Origin of the sequence: Bacillus sp. N5-665 (assembly GCF_022637375.2) — a bacterium.
Taxonomy (GTDB): Bacteria; Bacillota; Bacilli; order Bacillales; family Bacillaceae_G; genus Bacillus_A; species Bacillus_A wiedmannii.
This window is the reverse complement of the sequence record NZ_CP093325.1, coordinates 2,705,824-2,723,851: the sequence shown is the minus strand read 5'-3', so window position 1 is coordinate 2,723,851 and position 18,028 is coordinate 2,705,824. Positions and strand designations below refer to the sequence as shown.

General features: G+C 33.1%; 20 protein-coding genes and 2 pseudogenes. 4 read left to right on the top strand and 18 right to left on the bottom strand.

Annotated features, from left to right (window positions below):
- Window positions 1–124 precede the first annotated feature (124 nt).
- From MNO09_RS16615 to MNO09_RS16605, 3 genes are all read left to right on the top strand, one after another.
- Window positions 125–445 (top strand): 2Fe-2S iron-sulfur cluster-binding protein, encoded by a 321-nt coding sequence (locus MNO09_RS16615; RefSeq protein ID WP_001125372.1) that lies wholly within the window; start codon window positions 125–127, stop codon window positions 443–445.
- Window positions 446–449: 4 nt separating this feature from the next.
- Window positions 450–1,112, top strand: coding sequence for a ribose 5-phosphate isomerase A (gene rpiA / locus MNO09_RS16610; protein ID WP_033657767.1), 663 nt, complete (start codon window positions 450–452; stop codon window positions 1,110–1,112).
- Window positions 1,113–1,218: 106 nt separating this feature from the next.
- Window positions 1,219–1,653: a GNAT family N-acetyltransferase gene (locus tag MNO09_RS16605; protein WP_000555722.1), complete on the top strand. Its 435-nt coding sequence runs from the start codon at window positions 1,219–1,221 to the stop codon at window positions 1,651–1,653.
- A 179-nt stretch (window positions 1,654–1,832) separates the two neighbouring features.
- On the opposite strand, the pseudogene MNO09_RS31045 reads toward MNO09_RS16605, so the two are convergent.
- Window positions 1,833–2,434, bottom strand: a pseudogene (locus tag MNO09_RS31045) (DUF6944 family repetitive protein).
- A 701-nt stretch (window positions 2,435–3,135) separates the two neighbouring features.
- Here MNO09_RS31045 and MNO09_RS16590 point away from each other — a divergent pair.
- Entirely contained in the window at window positions 3,136–3,600 is a 465-nt protein-coding gene (locus tag MNO09_RS16590) for a hypothetical protein (protein ID WP_000024964.1), read from the top strand.
- Window positions 3,601–3,904: 304 nt separating this feature from the next.
- On the opposite strand, the pseudogene MNO09_RS16585 reads toward MNO09_RS16590, so the two are convergent.
- The 17 genes and pseudogenes from MNO09_RS16585 to MNO09_RS16505 all read right to left on the bottom strand — a co-directional run bounded on the left by MNO09_RS16585 (window position 3,905) and on the right by MNO09_RS16505 (window position 17,865).
- Window positions 3,905–5,273: pseudogene (locus MNO09_RS16585) on the bottom strand (lytic polysaccharide monooxygenase).
- Window positions 5,274–5,629: 356 nt separating this feature from the next.
- The gene (locus MNO09_RS16580; protein WP_000124901.1) at window positions 5,630–6,823 is read right to left on the bottom strand and encodes a macrolide family glycosyltransferase; all 1,194 of its coding nucleotides are present in this window, start codon (window positions 6,821–6,823) and stop codon (window positions 5,630–5,632) included.
- Window positions 6,824–6,892: 69 nt separating this feature from the next.
- Window positions 6,893–7,570 (bottom strand): formylglycine-generating enzyme family protein, encoded by a 678-nt coding sequence (locus tag MNO09_RS16575; protein ID WP_001078763.1) that lies wholly within the window; start codon window positions 7,568–7,570, stop codon window positions 6,893–6,895.
- A gap of 32 nt (window positions 7,571–7,602) precedes the next feature.
- The gene (locus tag MNO09_RS16570) at window positions 7,603–8,121 is read right to left on the bottom strand and encodes a DNA topology modulation protein (protein ID WP_000821261.1); all 519 of its coding nucleotides are present in this window, start codon (window positions 8,119–8,121) and stop codon (window positions 7,603–7,605) included.
- 21 nt (window positions 8,122–8,142) lie between these two features.
- A complete protein-coding gene (locus MNO09_RS16565) occupies window positions 8,143–8,529 on the bottom strand; it encodes a ribosomal maturation YjgA family protein (protein ID WP_001056434.1) in 387 nt (128 codons plus the stop codon).
- A 65-nt stretch (window positions 8,530–8,594) separates the two neighbouring features.
- Window positions 8,595–9,302: a class I SAM-dependent methyltransferase gene (locus MNO09_RS16560; protein ID WP_000655503.1), complete on the bottom strand. Its 708-nt coding sequence runs from the start codon at window positions 9,300–9,302 to the stop codon at window positions 8,595–8,597.
- A gap of 21 nt (window positions 9,303–9,323) precedes the next feature.
- Window positions 9,324–9,677, bottom strand: coding sequence for an MmcQ/YjbR family DNA-binding protein (locus tag MNO09_RS16555; protein WP_000340184.1), 354 nt, complete (start codon window positions 9,675–9,677; stop codon window positions 9,324–9,326).
- A gap of 15 nt (window positions 9,678–9,692) precedes the next feature.
- Entirely contained in the window at window positions 9,693–10,097 is a 405-nt protein-coding gene (locus tag MNO09_RS16550; protein ID WP_000288959.1) for a GNAT family N-acetyltransferase, read from the bottom strand.
- 240 nt (window positions 10,098–10,337) lie between these two features.
- Window positions 10,338–11,144: a GH25 family lysozyme gene (locus tag MNO09_RS16545; RefSeq protein WP_000540640.1), complete on the bottom strand. Its 807-nt coding sequence runs from the start codon at window positions 11,142–11,144 to the stop codon at window positions 10,338–10,340.
- Between the two features lie 285 nt (window positions 11,145–11,429).
- The gene (locus MNO09_RS16540) at window positions 11,430–11,846 is read right to left on the bottom strand and encodes a GNAT family N-acetyltransferase (RefSeq protein ID WP_000680428.1); all 417 of its coding nucleotides are present in this window, start codon (window positions 11,844–11,846) and stop codon (window positions 11,430–11,432) included.
- Window positions 11,847–11,878: 32 nt separating this feature from the next.
- Window positions 11,879–12,250, bottom strand: a complete 372-nt coding sequence (locus tag MNO09_RS16535) for a hypothetical protein (protein ID WP_000739872.1) — start codon at window positions 12,248–12,250, stop codon at window positions 11,879–11,881.
- 204 nt (window positions 12,251–12,454) lie between these two features.
- Window positions 12,455–12,967, bottom strand: a complete 513-nt coding sequence (locus MNO09_RS16530; protein ID WP_000617497.1) for a GNAT family N-acetyltransferase — start codon at window positions 12,965–12,967, stop codon at window positions 12,455–12,457.
- Window positions 12,968–13,010: 43 nt separating this feature from the next.
- On the bottom strand, window positions 13,011–14,012 hold the full coding sequence (locus tag MNO09_RS16525; RefSeq protein ID WP_001048853.1) for an HAAS signaling domain-containing protein: 1,002 nt from the start codon (window positions 14,010–14,012) through the stop codon (window positions 13,011–13,013).
- Window positions 13,999–14,346 (bottom strand): PadR family transcriptional regulator, encoded by a 348-nt coding sequence (locus tag MNO09_RS16520; RefSeq protein WP_000339351.1) that lies wholly within the window; start codon window positions 14,344–14,346, stop codon window positions 13,999–14,001. The genes MNO09_RS16525 and MNO09_RS16520 overlap by 14 nt, the downstream gene beginning before the upstream one ends.
- 145 nt (window positions 14,347–14,491) lie before the next feature.
- Window positions 14,492–14,848 carry a DUF952 domain-containing protein gene (locus MNO09_RS16515; protein ID WP_070168881.1) on the bottom strand — a complete coding sequence of 119 codons (357 nt, stop codon included), beginning with the start codon at window positions 14,846–14,848 and terminating at the stop codon, window positions 14,492–14,494.
- Window positions 14,849–14,929: 81 nt separating this feature from the next.
- A complete protein-coding gene (locus tag MNO09_RS16510; RefSeq protein ID WP_001059525.1) occupies window positions 14,930–17,005 on the bottom strand; it encodes a HelD family protein in 2,076 nt (691 codons plus the stop codon).
- Between the two features lie 116 nt (window positions 17,006–17,121).
- Window positions 17,122–17,865, bottom strand: a complete 744-nt coding sequence (locus MNO09_RS16505) for a class I SAM-dependent methyltransferase (protein WP_001004309.1) — start codon at window positions 17,863–17,865, stop codon at window positions 17,122–17,124.
- Window positions 17,866–18,028: the final 163 nt, after the last annotated feature.

Below are 18,028 nucleotides of genomic sequence, written 5' to 3'. Positions count from 1 at the left end.
GCGCTTACTTAATTAACGATTCAACAAATAAAAAAGTTACGGGCATATAAAAAAATTATGTTTATGTTCAATAATTCGCGGTCATAAATATGTTATGTACAATTTTACGTGAGGAGGAACAAATTTGCCAAAATTAACAATTGAAGGTGCGGGAACTTTTGATGTGAAAGAAGGAACAAAGTTAGTATTAGCGATTGAAGATAACGGTGTACATATTCTCCATCGTTGCGGTGGTAAAGCACGTTGCACTACTTGTAGAGTTGAAATTATAGCGGGTGATTTCTGTGAAGCGAGCACAAATGAAAAAAATGCGATTACAGAAAAAGGAATTGAAGATCACTTACGTTTATCATGCCAAATGCACGTACATAAAGATATAGTCATTCGTCCTATACTTACAGTAGAAAATTCAGGTCTTGATGCAGGCCCACGTCCAGCAGAATGATATGCTGAATTTCAAACAGCTCGCTGGTGAATATGCTGCTAACTTTGTAAAAGATGGGATGAAAGTTGGACTTGGTACAGGTTCTACTGTATATTGGGCGATACAAAAATTAGGTGAGCGTATAAAAGAAGGCTTATCATTTCAAGCTGTACCAACGTCAAAAGAAACGGAAGTATTAGCTAAACAACTAAACATCTCTCTAATTTCGTTAAACGACGTACAAAGTCTTGATCTTACAATTGATGGAGCGGATGAAATTGATGCTAATTTACAGCTTATAAAAGGTGGTGGTGGCGCATTACTTCGCGAGAAAATTGTTGCCACTTCCTCCAAAGAACTAATTATTATTGCTGATGAATCGAAACTTGTAACACATTTAGGTACTTTCCCATTACCTGTTGAAATTATACCTTTTTCATGGAAACAAACCGAAAGGAAAATTCAATCTTTAGGTTGTCAAACAACGTTACGTTTAAAAAATAATGAAACGTTTATTACCGATAACAATAACATGATTATTGATTGTATATTCCCTTATAACATAACTAATCCTACCAATTTACACACTCAATTAAAAATGATTACAGGTGTAGTTGAAACAGGGTTGTTTGTTAATATGACTAGTAAGGCGATTATTGGAACAAAAAACGGGATAAAGGAACTATAATGAAAGCTGACTCTTACAGTCAGCTTTTTATATTTTCTCTTAATGGCGTATCATTATGATATACTATGAAAACAAAAGCACACCACAATAGAAAGGGCTGAACAATTTGCACTCCAAACTCATAACAGAACTTACAGATTTAGAAACTGCCTTTCATATTCGAAAAGAAGTATTTGTAAAAGAACAAAATGTCCCTCTTGAAGATGAATTCGATACATTCGATGAAATCGGTGAGGAATGTAAACATATTTTAGTTTTTTATAACGAGCTTCCTGTAGGTACAGGTCGTATACGATTTGTTGACGGCGCAGGAAAATTAGAGCGAATTTGTATTTTAAAAGACTATCGTAAATATGGATTAGGTAAAGTCATCATTCAAACGTTAGAAGAAATTGCTCGTAATGAACAAGCTACAAAAGTGAAATTACACGGGCAAACACAAGCTGAAGGATTTTATAGGAAATTAGGCTATGAAACTTCTTCTGATATATTTATGGAAGATGGTATTCCACATATACTTATGATGAAAGTGTTATCATAACAGAAAGGTGACTATATTGTTTATTCATATAGTCACCTTTCTGTATCTTATTCACTTGAAAGCAAAGAACCTATCATACATAGTCTTAAAACAACCTTAATGAATTGGTGTTCTCTAGTTTTCTATTCGCACTATATTCTGTTTGCTTTCACTTTAAAAAGATTATTTTATTAAACTCACTATGAATTGTTCTCTACTATCTCTTCTCTTTCTTCTCTTATTTGACCGATTAATGAAACTACAGAACCAACTGCTTGAATCCAGCTCCCCATAATCACTATAATCTGTCCATCCTCCTCATTTCCTTCCGAAATTTCTTCCACTTTATCCCGACTAGTTTTCAATTCATCTATTCCACCAATTGCCTGTAATGAATTTCCAGTCGCTTGTAACACATTACCGGCAATGTTATACGATTCATCTATATCGGAACTATCCTCTAATTCCCCACCTATTGATGTAATACCACCTAATGCTTGTATCCAATTTCCTGCAATCACTACTTTTTTTGTGTATTATCTTCAAATTCTATAATGAGTCCTGTTAAAACCGTTATATTACCAATTGATTGGATTTCATTACCGATTTTTTCAAGAGATATTTCCCCTTGTCCATCAGCTTCCAGGCCGTTCCCTGTTGCCTGTAATACATTCCCCCATACGTTTAAATCTCTTCTTAATTCGTCGTTCAATTTTTTAAAAGGTGTACTACCAATCGCAGCAATAATTGTCCCTACTGCAACAAACCAAGCACCAACTATCTCCTTAATCGGATCATCCATTTTCAATCTATCCCGTCATTAATTTACTACTTACAGGATATGAATTTATGCATCTCCATGTTAATAGCCTACTACTCTCCATTTGAATAAAACTCGATATTTCGTCAATACTATAAATACATCAAGTGTGACATCTCTGTTTGGAGCAGTTAGCTTTTGCTAATCGCTCTTTTATTTCGTTCTTGCTTCTCGAAGAATTCTTTAAATACGTTTCCCCATACGTACACATTCTGTATTCCCCCTTGAATACAATACATAACTCAATATAATATCTATGTATCTAGATTACTACCCCTGTATCGATTAGTTAAAGTTGGCTAACCGCTTCATTATTTGCAATGAAATTAAATTTCTGAATTTTTTTAAAATCCATCTCGATATTCATAATTCCAAACATCTAAAATCAAAAAATATAATTGTATCATCACAGGAAAATTTTCCGAATAACTTTTTTGTTAAAAAGTTTTCACCTTAAAATTAGACAAGCATATGTTATTGAATGGAGATTCTCCATTCATAAGATTCTTACCTTTCTTATCTAGAGCACACTTCAATGTGTGCTTATTTTTAGTTAGAAACTACAACATCCTCAAATATATTTCTTTTTTTACAAAAGCGGATATTATTCTTTTGTACAAGCACTCTTTCTTTTTAATTAATAATATATATTAATATTCCAAAGAAAGGAGAGCAAAATATTTATGGCTAATTATTTTTATAAAGATGGTAAAAAATATTATAAAAATCAATCGCATTCGAACGATCAAAAAAATAACTGTTTTATTGAAACTCATACGATAACTGGTTCTGCAGAAAATGCAAATGGAAATATACCTTTATCTATTTTCCTTGAAACCACCGCGCCACAAACTGTATTTGAGGATTTCACAAACAATCATAATAAAACATTAATTCAGTTATTCGTTGTCGGGATGAGTGCACCCGTTCAAGTAACTATTCTAACAAGAAAATCTAGCCGCCCAATTACTGCAACATTACAACCTGTTCAAACAAAAATATTTCAAGTTAAAGATTTTCAAAGTCTTACTTTTACCAAACAGGAAGGTCCTACTAGTATAGTTAGTTTATTTGTGCAAAAAACATTTTGTATTTGCTGTAACGATAATAAGGATTCATGTGATGAATATTATCAAGATTGTAATTAATAGATTAACGCAGCAAAAGAAACCGTTTTATACAGGGTTCTTTTTATTTCGCTCCATACATTTTCAAAAACATTTTAGAATCATACACTATGATTTTTCTTTAAATCTCTCCTTTCCCCGTTATTTTATGAAAATAACACTTTAGTTTAATTACGGGACTTATCATCATTTAATGAAGGAAAGTAAAATTTAGAAAAAAAGACGACGTATTCAACGTCGTCTTTTTTATAAACAGAAAAGTGAATTCTCAAAATTTCCTTTTGCATCAAAGCCCATCATCTCTTAGTTCATACCTAGGTAAAGCTTACACTGTTTTCCATAATGATAAGGCATAAATCCAGTTTGGATCCCCATTTCCTTGATAGCTCTGGACTGCTTCATATACTTTTCCTTCGTGTAGAACTCTATCTCCCTTTTCATATGCTTTCTTTGCATCCCAACCTTCATATGAAGCGCTTTCAGTTTTTGTAGTAATTGTGAATATATCACTCTGTACAGATTCATTTCCAACTACATCAACAGCTTTCACTACATATTTATAAGTAGTATTAGAGAGTAAATTTTTATCCATATAAGAAGTCGTATTAGATGTTGCAATCTTTTTCATTGATCCTTCTGTTTCTCTATAAATATCATAACGGTCTACACCAATATTATCGTCAGATGGACTCCACATTAAATCTACACTTGATGCTGTCGTTCCCATACTATGTAATCCTTTTGGTTGTGTTGGTGCTTCTGTATCAGGAGCCTCAACTTTTGTTTTTACTGAAAGCGCTGCACTTTCTTTCGAGACATTTCCAGCTACGTCAATTGCTTTTACAGTATAAGAGTATTCTGTACTTGGTTGTAATTTTTTATCAATAAAATGAGTTCCTGGTACTGTATCAATCATCACTCCGTTACGGAAGATTTGATACCCTTTTACCCCTATATTATCCGTAGAAGCGTTCCACGTTAGTTCTATACTATTCGCTGTTACGTTTTGTGTCTGAATTCCATTTGGACTACTTGGAGCTTCTATATCTGGTTTCACATCATTGATAAGATTAACATCGGTTACATTATAGAATGCATTTGCTGTATCAGCTACATCCCATACTGCTAAAATCACATGGTATCCACTTCTATCAGTAGGTACATTAATTTTGTGAGTTAAATGATTTGAGGCTGCAGAACCATCATGTTGTACAGTTCCAATTGGCTCAAAATCTGCTCTTGTGAGCGCTTTATTTGGATTCCATCCTTTTTTTTGTAATATAGTAATGCCATTTGCTCGTTAAGTGCGGTGCTGTATACTTCCAAGTAAAAGAATTTTCCCCGCCTGTGATTGTATTTTTAAACCAACGATTTGCAGTTTGTTGATCTAAAATACCACCAAATTTTCCACCTGCAGAAGCGATTTGTCCATCAAGTGGGCCACCTTGCGGGAATCCTTTTGGTGCTTCTAAGCTTTGTGGTTCATACATAACACTTCCGCAGTTTACATTTAGTGCACCATAAGTTGGACTACATAAAGCAGATCGACTACCAGGCTTTTCAACAAAACCATGCGCGTATGCGTTTTGAGGAATAAGTGTCGTGCCAATAATTCCGGCTGTTAATGCAACAGCTCCTAGACTTTTTTTGTTCATTTTCATGTTTTGTAGTTGTTTTAAAAATCGATTATTCATGTTCCTGTCCCCTTCTTGTTATACTTCGTAGTGTAATGTGGGCTTTGATGTAAAAGAATAACAAGAGACAATCTTGTATCGATGTATGTGTTATTTATTCATACACCATAGTGAGAATATATTTCGTTTCTTGTGAAATATTTCACTTAATGAATATATCATGACATAGAAATCACTAAAATATGTGCAGAAGTTGTGCAGAAACTGTGAAAGCATTACTAATACGTAAAACTATCGCCTAAATTTATAATGCAGATATTTAACCTTTCAAAACAATCGATTCTTCGCTTCATATAACAGAAGAGTGCCTATATCCTTTCATATAGACACTCTTCTCATGTATAATTTTCTAATTATTACTGGCCTGCAAATGTAGTAATTTCATCAACAGCTTGCTTATATCCACCTGCTTTTTGGAAAGACTCCTTCAAATTCAAAGCTGCTTCTTTAAATGAAGGATTATTTAATACGATTTCTACACTTTCACGTAGTTGTTCCTCAGTTAATTCCTTCATAGACAACTTAATCCCAGCTCCGAGATTCTCCACTTGCTTTGCGATTACTGGTTGATCTGCACTTTGCGGAATTACAATGAGTGGAATCCCGTTATATAATCCTTCATGTGTACTGTTCATCCCGCCATGTGTAATAAATAACTTTGCATATGCGAGTAGTTTCGTTTGTGGTACATAGTTTTTCACAATGAAGTTTTTAGGAATATTACCTAAATCACTTATTTTCGTTTTATTACCAATAGACATCACAATTGTATGATCACTATTCTCGAACGCCTTCATACAAAGTTTATAAAAATCAAGCGCTTCATTGAAAACAGTACCTAATGAAATGAAAATCGGGCTTTTTTCTTCAAGTGTAGTAATATCAAACTCTTTATTTTTTACTTGTGTAGAGATGGATGGACCTACAAATTTAAAAGTTTCATCAAACATATCTCCAAAAGGTTGGAATTCCTTTATTGTATACACAATAGTAAGTGGCGCTGGATTACAGAAAACTTCATACTGTGAGTTTATTTCAACACCATATTTTTCTGTAATTCCCTTCGTTAAGCTTTCAAAATCATTATGTATCTTATCCTGAACTTCCACTGGGATATTTTTAGACAAGTGGTCTAACATTTGTTCAAATGATTTTTCATCCTGTGCAAACGATGTACAGGAATTTATTGCTGGAAGCTTTAAAATTTGAGCAATTATATGTCCACAACCAAACATTGAATCATGAATGATGTAATCAAAATGTTCCCCTTCAATTTGTTCAAGAACATTTGGTATAATAACCTCTGCCGTATGTAAAAGACCATTTATTCTCTCTGATAAATAATTTCGACCACCAGAAAGAAAAGCTTTTAAAAACTTTTGCTCGTCAATTGTTCGTACAGTAGCACCCGTTCTCTCAATACGATCTCTAAAAGATTCAATTGAAAAATAAACTACCTCTTCCCCGCGTGAAACTAATTCTTCTACAACTTGCAACGTTGGATTTATATGTCCTTCTGATCCAGCATTAATGAATAAAACACGTGCCACTTTAAACACTCCTTAATTTAAATCTTGTCTATGTTGCCATTAGTATTATAGGTATTTTGTCTTATTCTTCTAAATGGACCTAGCAAGCCTAAACCCAAGGTCATCTATATGAAATGTAGGATGACTACGGCGACGACAAGTCGCACCGCAACCTCTAGCTGCTTCAGCCCAGCTACCGCCGCGGAAAATTCGGTATGATCCGTACACTTGTTCATCATATAAATCATAGCACCATTCCCAAACGTTTCCTAACATATCGTAAAGTCCCCATGCATTCGGTTCTTTTTTTCCGACCTCATGAATATATCCACTTGAATTTTCATTGTACCAAGCAATCTCTTTCAGTTCTCCATATATGTATCCCGTAGTTCCTGCCTTACACGCATATTGCCACTCTGCTTCAAAAGGTAATCGGTAGCCATTTGAATCTAAATTACAACTAACAATTAGACCATCTTCACTAATAGAATAATATTCTTTTAATCCCGCTTTTTTGGAAAGTAAATTACAAAATATAATGGCATCATTCCATGAAATATTTACAACTGGTTTATTACTATTTTCATTACCATTTAGTGCACGATTCATAATAGCATAATATAATTCCGCTGTTACAACATACTTTGCAAGAAGAAACGGTTTAACTTGAACTTGCCATTGTTTTTTTATTCGATCATCTCTTAATTCTACTTTTCCTGCTGGAATTTTCACCATATTAGAATCAACCGGGCCAATGAATCTATTCAATCCTATCCCCCCATGTTACTTCTTTTTATAGTCTAACTATCTATGGTATCGTACTTCTCTAAAAATAGTCTTACTTCATTTGAAGATTTTAAAATAATAACCTCTTTTTCCTTACTCAATTGATTTAGCCTTTTTAAAATTGAGGGTCGTTTCGTTTTAGGATATTGCCATATCCATTTGAAAAATTGCAAATCAAATCTTTCTTCACATCCAGCCCCCATATCCGGTCTTGTTTTATTCCGATATTGTACAACCCTTTTAAAAGCACGATAAACACATATTGTTCTATGAATATCAAGAAAGATAATTGTATCAGCTGCATTAATTCTTATGTCCATTGTTCCGCCATAATTCCCATCAATAATCCAATTTTCCCCTTTAACTAATTCATTTTGAACCGTTCTTTGCTCCTCTTTCGGTACACCTTCCCAATTCGGTTTCCAAAATAACGCATCAAGATGATGTACTTTAATATTTAATTTATTCCCTAACTGTTTTGCTAATGTAGATTTTCCTGAACCACCAGAACCTATTAATATTATTCTTTTCATAAATACCCCTTCTTACATCTTTTATTTCTTCCGTAACATAAACTCACAAAACATTCCAATCCCAACACCAATTGTATAAGCAACTAAATCACTCCACAAAAATCCGTAACCTAATACGAATCCACCTAAGGTTGTTGCACGAATGCTATCTATCCATTCGGCATGGTACAATTGGCTCAATTCAATCCCATAACAAAACAGCAAGCTTATAAAAGCCAATTTCTTCGTGTCCATTTTAGGAAATAAAAATCCGAATCCAGTAAAAATCATACATGCCCATAAAGCATCTCCTAAGTAGTCATTTAATAGATGAGGTAACGTAAATGCAAATTTTCTGGAACATAGACCTAAAATAATTACAACTATAGTAAACAATGCATATAATAATCTATTTCTTTTCATATTCATCTCAATATCCCCTAATATGTAATTTAAAACTGTAAATAGCTAGTAAAATATAATTATTTTACTAGCTATTTTTTAATGGCTTTCATAATAAGAAAATGTGGGTTTGTATTTAGATAATGATATGATTTTTCGTTTACTTCTCTCATTTTTTCAACTGGCCTCGGTTCCTCCATTTTATCTAACACAAAATAATTTGTTGTTTCATTAATTATATCTTGGAGTGATCTTCTAAAAAAGCTAACTTCTATTGTAATATTTGGTTTAGTCCACGTATCTACTAATAATTGTTTTTCGAAATAATTTTCACTAGTAAACTTCGTAAAATCCATAAAAGGATGATGAATGGAGTATATAAATTCGCCACCTGGCTTCAATACTCGATGAAACTCCTGAAATACTTTATTCCAATTTTCTAAGTAATGAAGCGTTAACGAACTTACAATAACATCAAAAGTATTATCTTCAAATGGTAATACTTCTTGCAAATCATGACAAAGAAACGTTGCTTTATTACTCGTACTTTCCTTTGCAGCTTTTACCATTTCAGAACTTACGTCAATTGCAGTAACATTTGCTCCCCTTTCTACAAATTGAGTAGTATACCACCCAGCTGCACATCCAGCATCTAATATACTCTTCCCTTCTAAATTCTTTGGAATCATCTCCATCATCGCTGGTCTTTCATAATAACTGTTATATGGATTTGCCAAGTCTAGATTTTCTTTATATGTACTCGCTAATTTATCATATGTACTTTTGATTGTGTCTTTCAAATCATCCACCCCTTATACATACTAATCTAATAACTCTTGCTGCTTTTTCTTTGAAAATGATTGTAGAACTAAATTATATGACCAATCAATCATCTTATTAATTTGCTCTTGCTCTACACCTTTATGTATATACACTGTATTCCAATGTTTTTTATTCATATGATACCCCGGAGTGATTGCTTCTAGATACTCTTCTCTTAATCTTAGTGCAAGTTCTGGATCACATTTTAATGTAATCGCAGCTTTTTCTCCTTCTTCATGGTTTATTATCGCAAATATTTTATTATTAAGCCTCATACATGTTGCATTCCAACCATCAGGAGAATCTTCAGTCGCTTTTCTTTTTGATAAACAATATGTTCTAGTTGCATCCATTCTAATTGACACCTCTTATTCTTTCACGATTTGATTACGGTGCATTACAATTTGTTTTGTCGCATGAAATTGCTGCTCACCATAAAACTTTATTAATTTCTCTCCGCAAAATAGACTAACAATATGAACATGAGATATTTCTTGAAGTAATATTGTTAGCATTTTCTCTCCAATGCCTTTATTTCTTACACTTTCATGTACAACAACATCTTCTATGTACGCTCGAAAAACACCATCAGAAACAACCCTGGCAAATCCGATTAATTCATTTTCTTCCCATACCCCAATCGCTATACTATTCTTTAACATTTTTTGAATATCGATTTCTTTTCTTTCTGGCCACCAACCGACAGAGTCATAAAGTTTTCTTATTTTTTCTACGTAGATTGGTTGTTCATGTTGCAATTTATACGTGTACATTTTCTTTCCCCTATCAAATTGCTCATTATATTTATTTTGTCTTACCTTACTTCAATATAAAACTATAGAATCCAACCTATTATAAAAAACCTTTATAAAATTAATTTATAATACCGATTTTACAATTGCAATATAAACATTCCCTCTCTCATCCTTTCCTATTTCTTCTATATTAAAAATAGCACATAATATATTAAGTTGACTAATGATAAAAGCCGCCCAATAGGACGGCTTTTATCTTCATTTAACTTCATACCACCAACCTTTTCGATCAAGCCAACCTTTCATACCGTTTAATTGCGCATCACTAGTTGGATCCGAAATAAAATACGTTAAGCCATCCGATTGTAAAATGAAGGTAGCAGTCATTTTAACTGATGTTAAAGCTTTCATAGCTTCAGGAGCCTCATATGGTGAGAAAGCACCTGATTGAATGATGTTTTGTTTAGAAACTTGTGCTTGTACATTCTCTTGTTTTGGTACTGATTCAGTAAACCAGGAAAGTGGTTTATTTCCTATTAATTGATTTAAATCACATTTGCCGATACCTGGTACATTACCTGTCTCAGTGTATTGCCAAATATCACAAGGATATGCTGGTTTATTACCGCCATACCTAGGAATCCATAAAAAATCACTTTTTACGTTCGCCATACCGAAAGGCTCATATACATGATGCCCAACATATAAGCCAACTTTCTTAGCACCTAATCGGCGTAACTCGTCGATAAAAGCTTGTGTACCAGCTCTCATATCATCCATTGTTTTCACTTCTACGTCAGCAGCCCAAACTGTAGCACTCTTATCACCGCGATTCCAAAAATCTTGCGCTTCCTTCTTCGCATCAGCAATTGAAATAAAGCGACAGAATCCATAGTTACCAAATGGAATATTTCTAGTTTTCATTGCTTGGACATAATTTTTATATAAAGGATCTACATAATTTGATCCATCTTGTACCCTAGCGATTACGAAATCTAGTTGTGGAGCGGCTACATCCCAGTTAATGTTACCGTTCCATTTTGAAATATCTACAATGTAACCCATTGCTAAACACCTCCTTTATTAGTATTATATTCAGAGCTCGTCTTATTGCTCTTCCTCTCCTAAAAATTCAATAGTATTTGCTAGTACATATAGTAAATACGACAAGTGTCTTCTACAAAGACAGTAACTTATTTCCATTAAAAAAGAAAATCATAGCTATACGAATCGTACTATTTGTCCCCATAATTACATCAGCTTGAGTAGTTGCTTTAAAATTAAAATAGCATCACCTTGTTTGGTGATGCTTTTAAAATCAATTTTTCTTCTAGAGCACGAATACTATTACTATAACCGCTTCTCTAAAAAGTGTTGACTATGTCCTTTAGGATGATCTTCAACAACACCATATTCTCGGTAGCCGTGCTTTTTATAAAAATCGGGTGCTTGAAAACTAAATGAATCTAATAATATTAATCTACACCCTTTTTCCTTCGCGATGTCTTCGATTTTATGTAACAGTTGACTGCCATAACCATCATGACGAACTGTTTCATCAACCCATAAAAAATCTATATGAAGATGATAAAAATACATCGTTCCTGTTACCCCACCAAATATTTTTCCATCCTCATCTTTTACTACGAAACTTACTTGCTCCATCGACTGTTTTGCTTCATCTTTTAAAATCGACATGTTATATTGAATTACTTTATTTTTTATGTATTCTCCTTCAGTTCGAGTACCACTTTCTATATGTTTCATATATTTCTTCCTTTCAACTTAGTAAGCTACCTTTAATTTTTACTTTTCCTTTTTATAATACTAATAAATACGAATCCACCATAAGTAACAAAGCATGAAAAACCAATTATCCCTGGTACAGATACATAGCCTATTCTTATATAACTTATAACAGCAAAACTAACGATAGACAATAAAATAGATGGCCAAAATATAAGTGCTGTTTTTCTTCGTCTCTGTTTCGATGTACTTGCTTTCTCTTCAGAAACACGTGTGCCAAAAAGCAATACAATACAAATGAGGATTGCTGCAAAGTAAATCGTATCCAATGACAGATTATGATCATAAATCGCGATTCCAACTTCAATAGCGATAATTGTTAAAATTAATATGATAATTGTTGAAGTTTTTAAGTTTTTTTTCAATCGCTCACCCCTAGCATGCCTTCACTATACTTTTTGTATATATTCATACCTTTTTTTATATAGTTTTATCATCTTCTCAAAATTCGATATAGAATATAAAAAAACCTTTTTTATTACATGTTATTTATCCATACAATAAAAAAGATAGCATGAAATTTTCCCATACTATCTTTCTAAAATACATAATTCGCATAACGCAAACATTTACTCTTCCGTAGGCTTTTTAGGACCATTAAGCTCCAATTGATAAAAAGCTAAATCTAACCACCTGTTAAACTTATAACCAGCCTTCTTAATTGTCCCCGCATGAACAAATCCATAGTTTTCATGTAAGACAATGCTTTTCTCATTTTCTGCATCAATTCCAGCAATTAAGGTCATATATTCCCTTTCTTTTGCAACTGTAATCAATGCTTTCATTAAAGAAGTTCCTATCCCATTTTTTCTATATTCCTTATGAACATACACAGAATGCTCAATTGAATATTTATAGGCAGGCCAAGCTCTAAACGGGCCAAATGTCGCAAATCCTACTATTTTATTATCTAATTCACATACTAAAATCGGATAGCCGTTAGCCTTTTTTTGTTCATACCAATCTATTCTATTTTCAAGGGTTACAGGTTTATACGTATAGACGGCTGTTGTATTCAATATAGCATCATTATAAATATCTAACATGTATGTTACATCTTGTTTCCTTGCTTCCCTTATCATTGCTTTCTTCCTTTCATAAAGTATATCTTCTTTCCTTTCACTACTACATACGAATACGAGCTTTTCGGAAACCATCAAATATATTTAATACCGCAGATAAAATATAAATGATAATACCTCCACCAATTAACCACTTTTTAAATTCCTCTGGAGAAGTAGTAAACACATTTGCCACATACGTAATAAATCCTTCGTTAAATAAATGCGGATTTACTACAATTACAATGAATACTATTGTTCCAGCTATTTGAAGTATAGCATTCCCAAGTGCCAACTTTTTCGTCCATTGTCCTTGTACTAACTTATAAAGAGATATACCTATTTCAAACACGATCATAATTAAAACGATTGGCCAATACTGAAGTAACACATCTTGATTAAAAGTTGGCGCGACAAACTTCAGTCCGCTTTCTGTACCATGATATACACCTACAAGATGATTCGCATAAAAGTAAAGTGTGGCCCATATTGCAGTCCACATCAAACCTCCAAACACTTCAAACTTTGAGATCGCCTTTTTCTTCGGGATATACGAAATATTTTTCAAATCATCTGGCGTCCATTTTTTTAAACTTGTTGTTAATGGTTGTGGGTCCTTTTCTTTATCCGTTCTTTCTATAACAGCAAATACAAGTGTCAACCAGAAAAATACATGGAGGCCTACTTCGATAATTTCCCCAATTCCTTTACCTATCAAATTTAAAATAACATTTAATACCGCTTGCTCACCATTATATCCTACAAAATTTTCTGCAACCATTGCAATGAGTGCGATTACAGCTGCAATTGGTATAATCATTTTTAATAACGTCGTATATACATCAAAATAACGTGGTCCAATTAAATGCATCGGTCTATCCAAATATCCATTAGCCAATGAAACGGGACTTCCTAATTTTTCAAGAACTCTTTTTTCGTCGTTTTCACTATAATCATCAGGTAACATATCCTCGATTGTTGACCGTAATTCAAGAATAATATCTTCACGATTTTTTTCAGGTAATCTCTTCGCTACTTCTTCTACATAAATATCAATCAAATTCATTTTTGTCCTCCTCCTTTAATAGGTTATAAAGCTCTTTCGAATCCTTTATCCATTCTTTCTTCAGCTGCAAAAATATATCTAATCCGTATTCACTTAAAACGTAATACTTACGAGGTCTACTCTCCGTTTTATCCCAACTACTCGTTACTAGCTCCTGCTTTTCTAATCGGCGAAGTAGTGGATATAAAGTACTTTGATCGATTATAATCCCTGATTGTTCCAATAATTGGACAAGTGAATACCCATACTGCGGTGTTCTTAACTGGCTTAAAACCGCTAATGTTAATGTACCTCTTCTTAGTTCAGTAATTAACGAATTTAATAAAGCATCCATTCACTCACCTCATTTCCATTACTATATGTCATACAGTATGTGTTTTATACTATGTATCGTACAGTATTAATGTGCTAAAAACAATACGTATTTACAAAAAATAGATAATAAAAAAACACAAACTATATAATTTGTGCTTTTCTTGTTAGTTTAAACGGCTATTACAATCATAATTTTGTACCTCTTGTAATATAAACTCTCCTTTTTCTTTAGTAAATCGGGTAACATCTACAATTGCCTCAATATTAATTACTCCATATACATGCGGATATTCTTGACCGTTAGAAGCGAGTTCATATTTTATTTCTGCTTTTATTAAGGATGGATCAATTGTCAGTAATAACACATCTTCTTCATGACTAAAATGTTTTTCAGCAACTTCTAAAGCCTGTTTTAAAAATGAGCAATGAATAAATCCCTCTTCTTTTAGTGAAGTTTCATTAATTTCTCCATTTATCTTTGCAATTTCCCAATTTCTTTTTGTTATTACCTTTGTAATCATAGTTATTTTCTCTCCATGTCTTTATATAGAAAAACAAGAGGTTCTTTTTTTGTTACTAGAAAAGCCTCTTGTTTTTCATATTTATTTTATTCCTTTAATTAAAGGCGATGCTTTCCCGCTATGAAAAATCCATAAATCATGAAGCGACCTTGTACATCCGACATATAGTAACTTCGCATCGTGTTTTGTATTTTTGTAATGCACTTCATCAACGTCGATGAGAAGTACCGCATCAAATTCTAGCCCTTTTGCCAAGTATACAGGTACTACTGAAATACCACCTTCATATTTACTTTGATCTGCTTCAATGACGTTTACAGCTAATCCTGCATTTGTTAATTTCTTATATATATCGCGACATTCATCGTCTGTTCTTCCTATTACCGCAATTGTTTTCACATCTTCATTTTGTAGATGTTTTAACGTCTTCATAATCTCATTAAATTGATCCTCTACATGGATTACTTTAACCTCTTCACCACTACGAAAAACTGGTGTTGCGAGTCCAACTGGAATCTCTGCATTTTTAATTATTTCGTTCGCAAATTCAATAATTTCTTTTGTAGAACGATAACTTCTTGTCAGTTCATAATAACCTGTTTCTTGGAATACTTCCTTAAAAGCATCCCAATCTTCAATCCCTTGATAATCATAAATTGCTTGAGATAAATCACCTAATATAGTAAAAGAATTACCTAGTGTAATTTCTTTTAATACATACACTTGGAATGGTGAAAAATCTTGCGCTTCATCAATAACGACGTGATGGAATTTCTGTCCGATTTCAATACCTGTTATACGGTGATGTATGTAAATTAAAGCTGGTAAATCTTCTACATACACTTCTTTTTTACGACAACTCTTTTCAGTTTCTTTCACAAGTTCTTCAGGCAATACTTCGAGTATTTCTTTACTTTTCAATATTGAACTATATAGTGAAAGTGGGCTCATTTTCGGCCAAAACTTCATATAGGTGTTCAATCTCTTTGTCGCTTCTTTTTTTAATAATTTCTTCTCGTTTGTTTCTCCATACTTTTTCAGTTCAATTTCAATCCAGCGCTTCATTCGGCCGACTAATCTTTCTCTTCTTTTCTTTAATGGATAGTGTTTATATTCAACTTGCATCCATTTTTTTATGTCTTCTACTGGAATAATAGCTTTGTCCCATGCCTCAAAATCACTTGTTGGTATTAATTCTTTTTCAAATTGAACCATTCTCTCTTCAATAAAGGACTTAAATTCCAGCGTGCCTTTCAATTTACCGAGCATAACCTTTTCTTCATCACGATTAATAGAAAATGCTTCTTTCAATTTTTCTTCTGTCTGCTTCAGTTTCACCGAATCATCTAACATGCGTAATGCCCAATCCGGAAATGTTGTTTGACTAATATTCCCTACACCTAATTCAGGAAGTACACTCGAAATATAGTCCAAAAACAGACTATTCGGAGCGAATACAATCATTCTCTCAGCTTCTAGCTGCTCACGATATTCATAAATTAAAAAAGCAAGGCGATGTAAAGCGATTGTTGTTTTTCCGCTCCCTGCAACCCCTTGAATTAATAATGGTAAGTTTCTTTCCGCACGAATAATATCGTTTTGCTCTGATTGTATCGTCGAAACAATATCCTTTAGTTTATTATCTTTATTCTCACCTAATCGATATAGAAGAAAATCATCGGCATGCGATACATCTTCATTTCCTTTCACGTATGTATCAACAACACGTTCTAGTTCTCTTCTTCGGATCGAGATGTTCCGCTTTAAATACACATCACCTTCTACTAATCCGTCTGGTGATTGATAAAACGCTAATTCATCACCGCCGGTAAATGAATAAAACATACTTGCGACAGGTGCCCGCCAATCAATTACAATTGGTTTCATTGTGTCTTTATGTGAAACACCTACTTTACCGATGTAAATCGGCATAACTTCTTCCTTGCCATCCTCTTGAAAGTCTAGTCTCCCAAAGTATGGCTCATGCACACCAATACGTAAGTTTTGTCTATTAGACTCCCTCATACTTTCTAGAATTTGTTCTTTAAAATCATCTCCATAATAAACCGGAATGTTTTCGAGCTGTTCTAATTGATCATCCATCGTACTTAATGTATCTTTCATCCTTTGTAACTCTTCTTCAAAAATGTTGTTCATTTGATGATTCCCTCCTGTCCGTTCTAATTTTTCAGTCGAAATACAATTGTATTAAAAATCCATTTATAAAGTCAATAGTTTCAGTAAGAATTTTCCAAAATAAAGAAGAGTAGAGATTAATCTCTACTCTTCTTTATTTTAATTCGGTACGCCAAACATTCATTTAAAGTTGCTAATTCTTTATATTTTCGTTTTTCAAAATCATATGCTCCTCCTGGGAAGACTCCTACAATACTTAAACCAGCTTCAGCACATAGATTGCTAATCTCATCTACCGTATAACAACGTAAAGACTGTGTAACTATATCATTTGGATTATTAGGATGCCACCAATGATCTAACATTCTTTCATTTATACTATCATATTCATATTTTCGCATAGCTGCACTTAAGGTCATTTCTTGCCCACTTGCTTTTTCCCAATATAAAGGTTGATAAATATCAATAAGTGCACACCCATCATCTTTCAACCAACTATGGATGCGTTTTAATAAAAATAATTGTTCTGCATCCGTTCCTACACCAAATCCGTCCAAATAAGTAACGACATCAAACTTTTCTTCAAAATTAATTTTATAAAAGTCAGCACAGTGAATAACAATATCATTAGTAGAATGTTCTTTCGCAAACATAACTAACTCTCGTACTAGCTCAACTGTAGTCATCTTTACATTCAAATTAGACATCGCTCTTGCAAATCCACCATTTCCTGCTCCTAGTTCTAACATCGACTGAAATGGATATCCAACTTGTTCTTTAACTTCTTTCGCAACTTCCTGTAACCAATTTTCATTATTTACATCATAGCTTAGTAGTTCAAATTGTTTTTTATAAAATTCTTTTACATTTAATTCGTTCATTAATATTCTCCTCCTGTATATTATTTTTCTGCTACAGGTGGGAAACTAAATTTCTGATACCCATGAAAAATCCTCCTTTTGATTTCCCTTCATTTACATTTTATCAAAATAATCAGAATTTTTAAATTGTCAATTTAAAAAACAGATAATGGATGTTCCCACT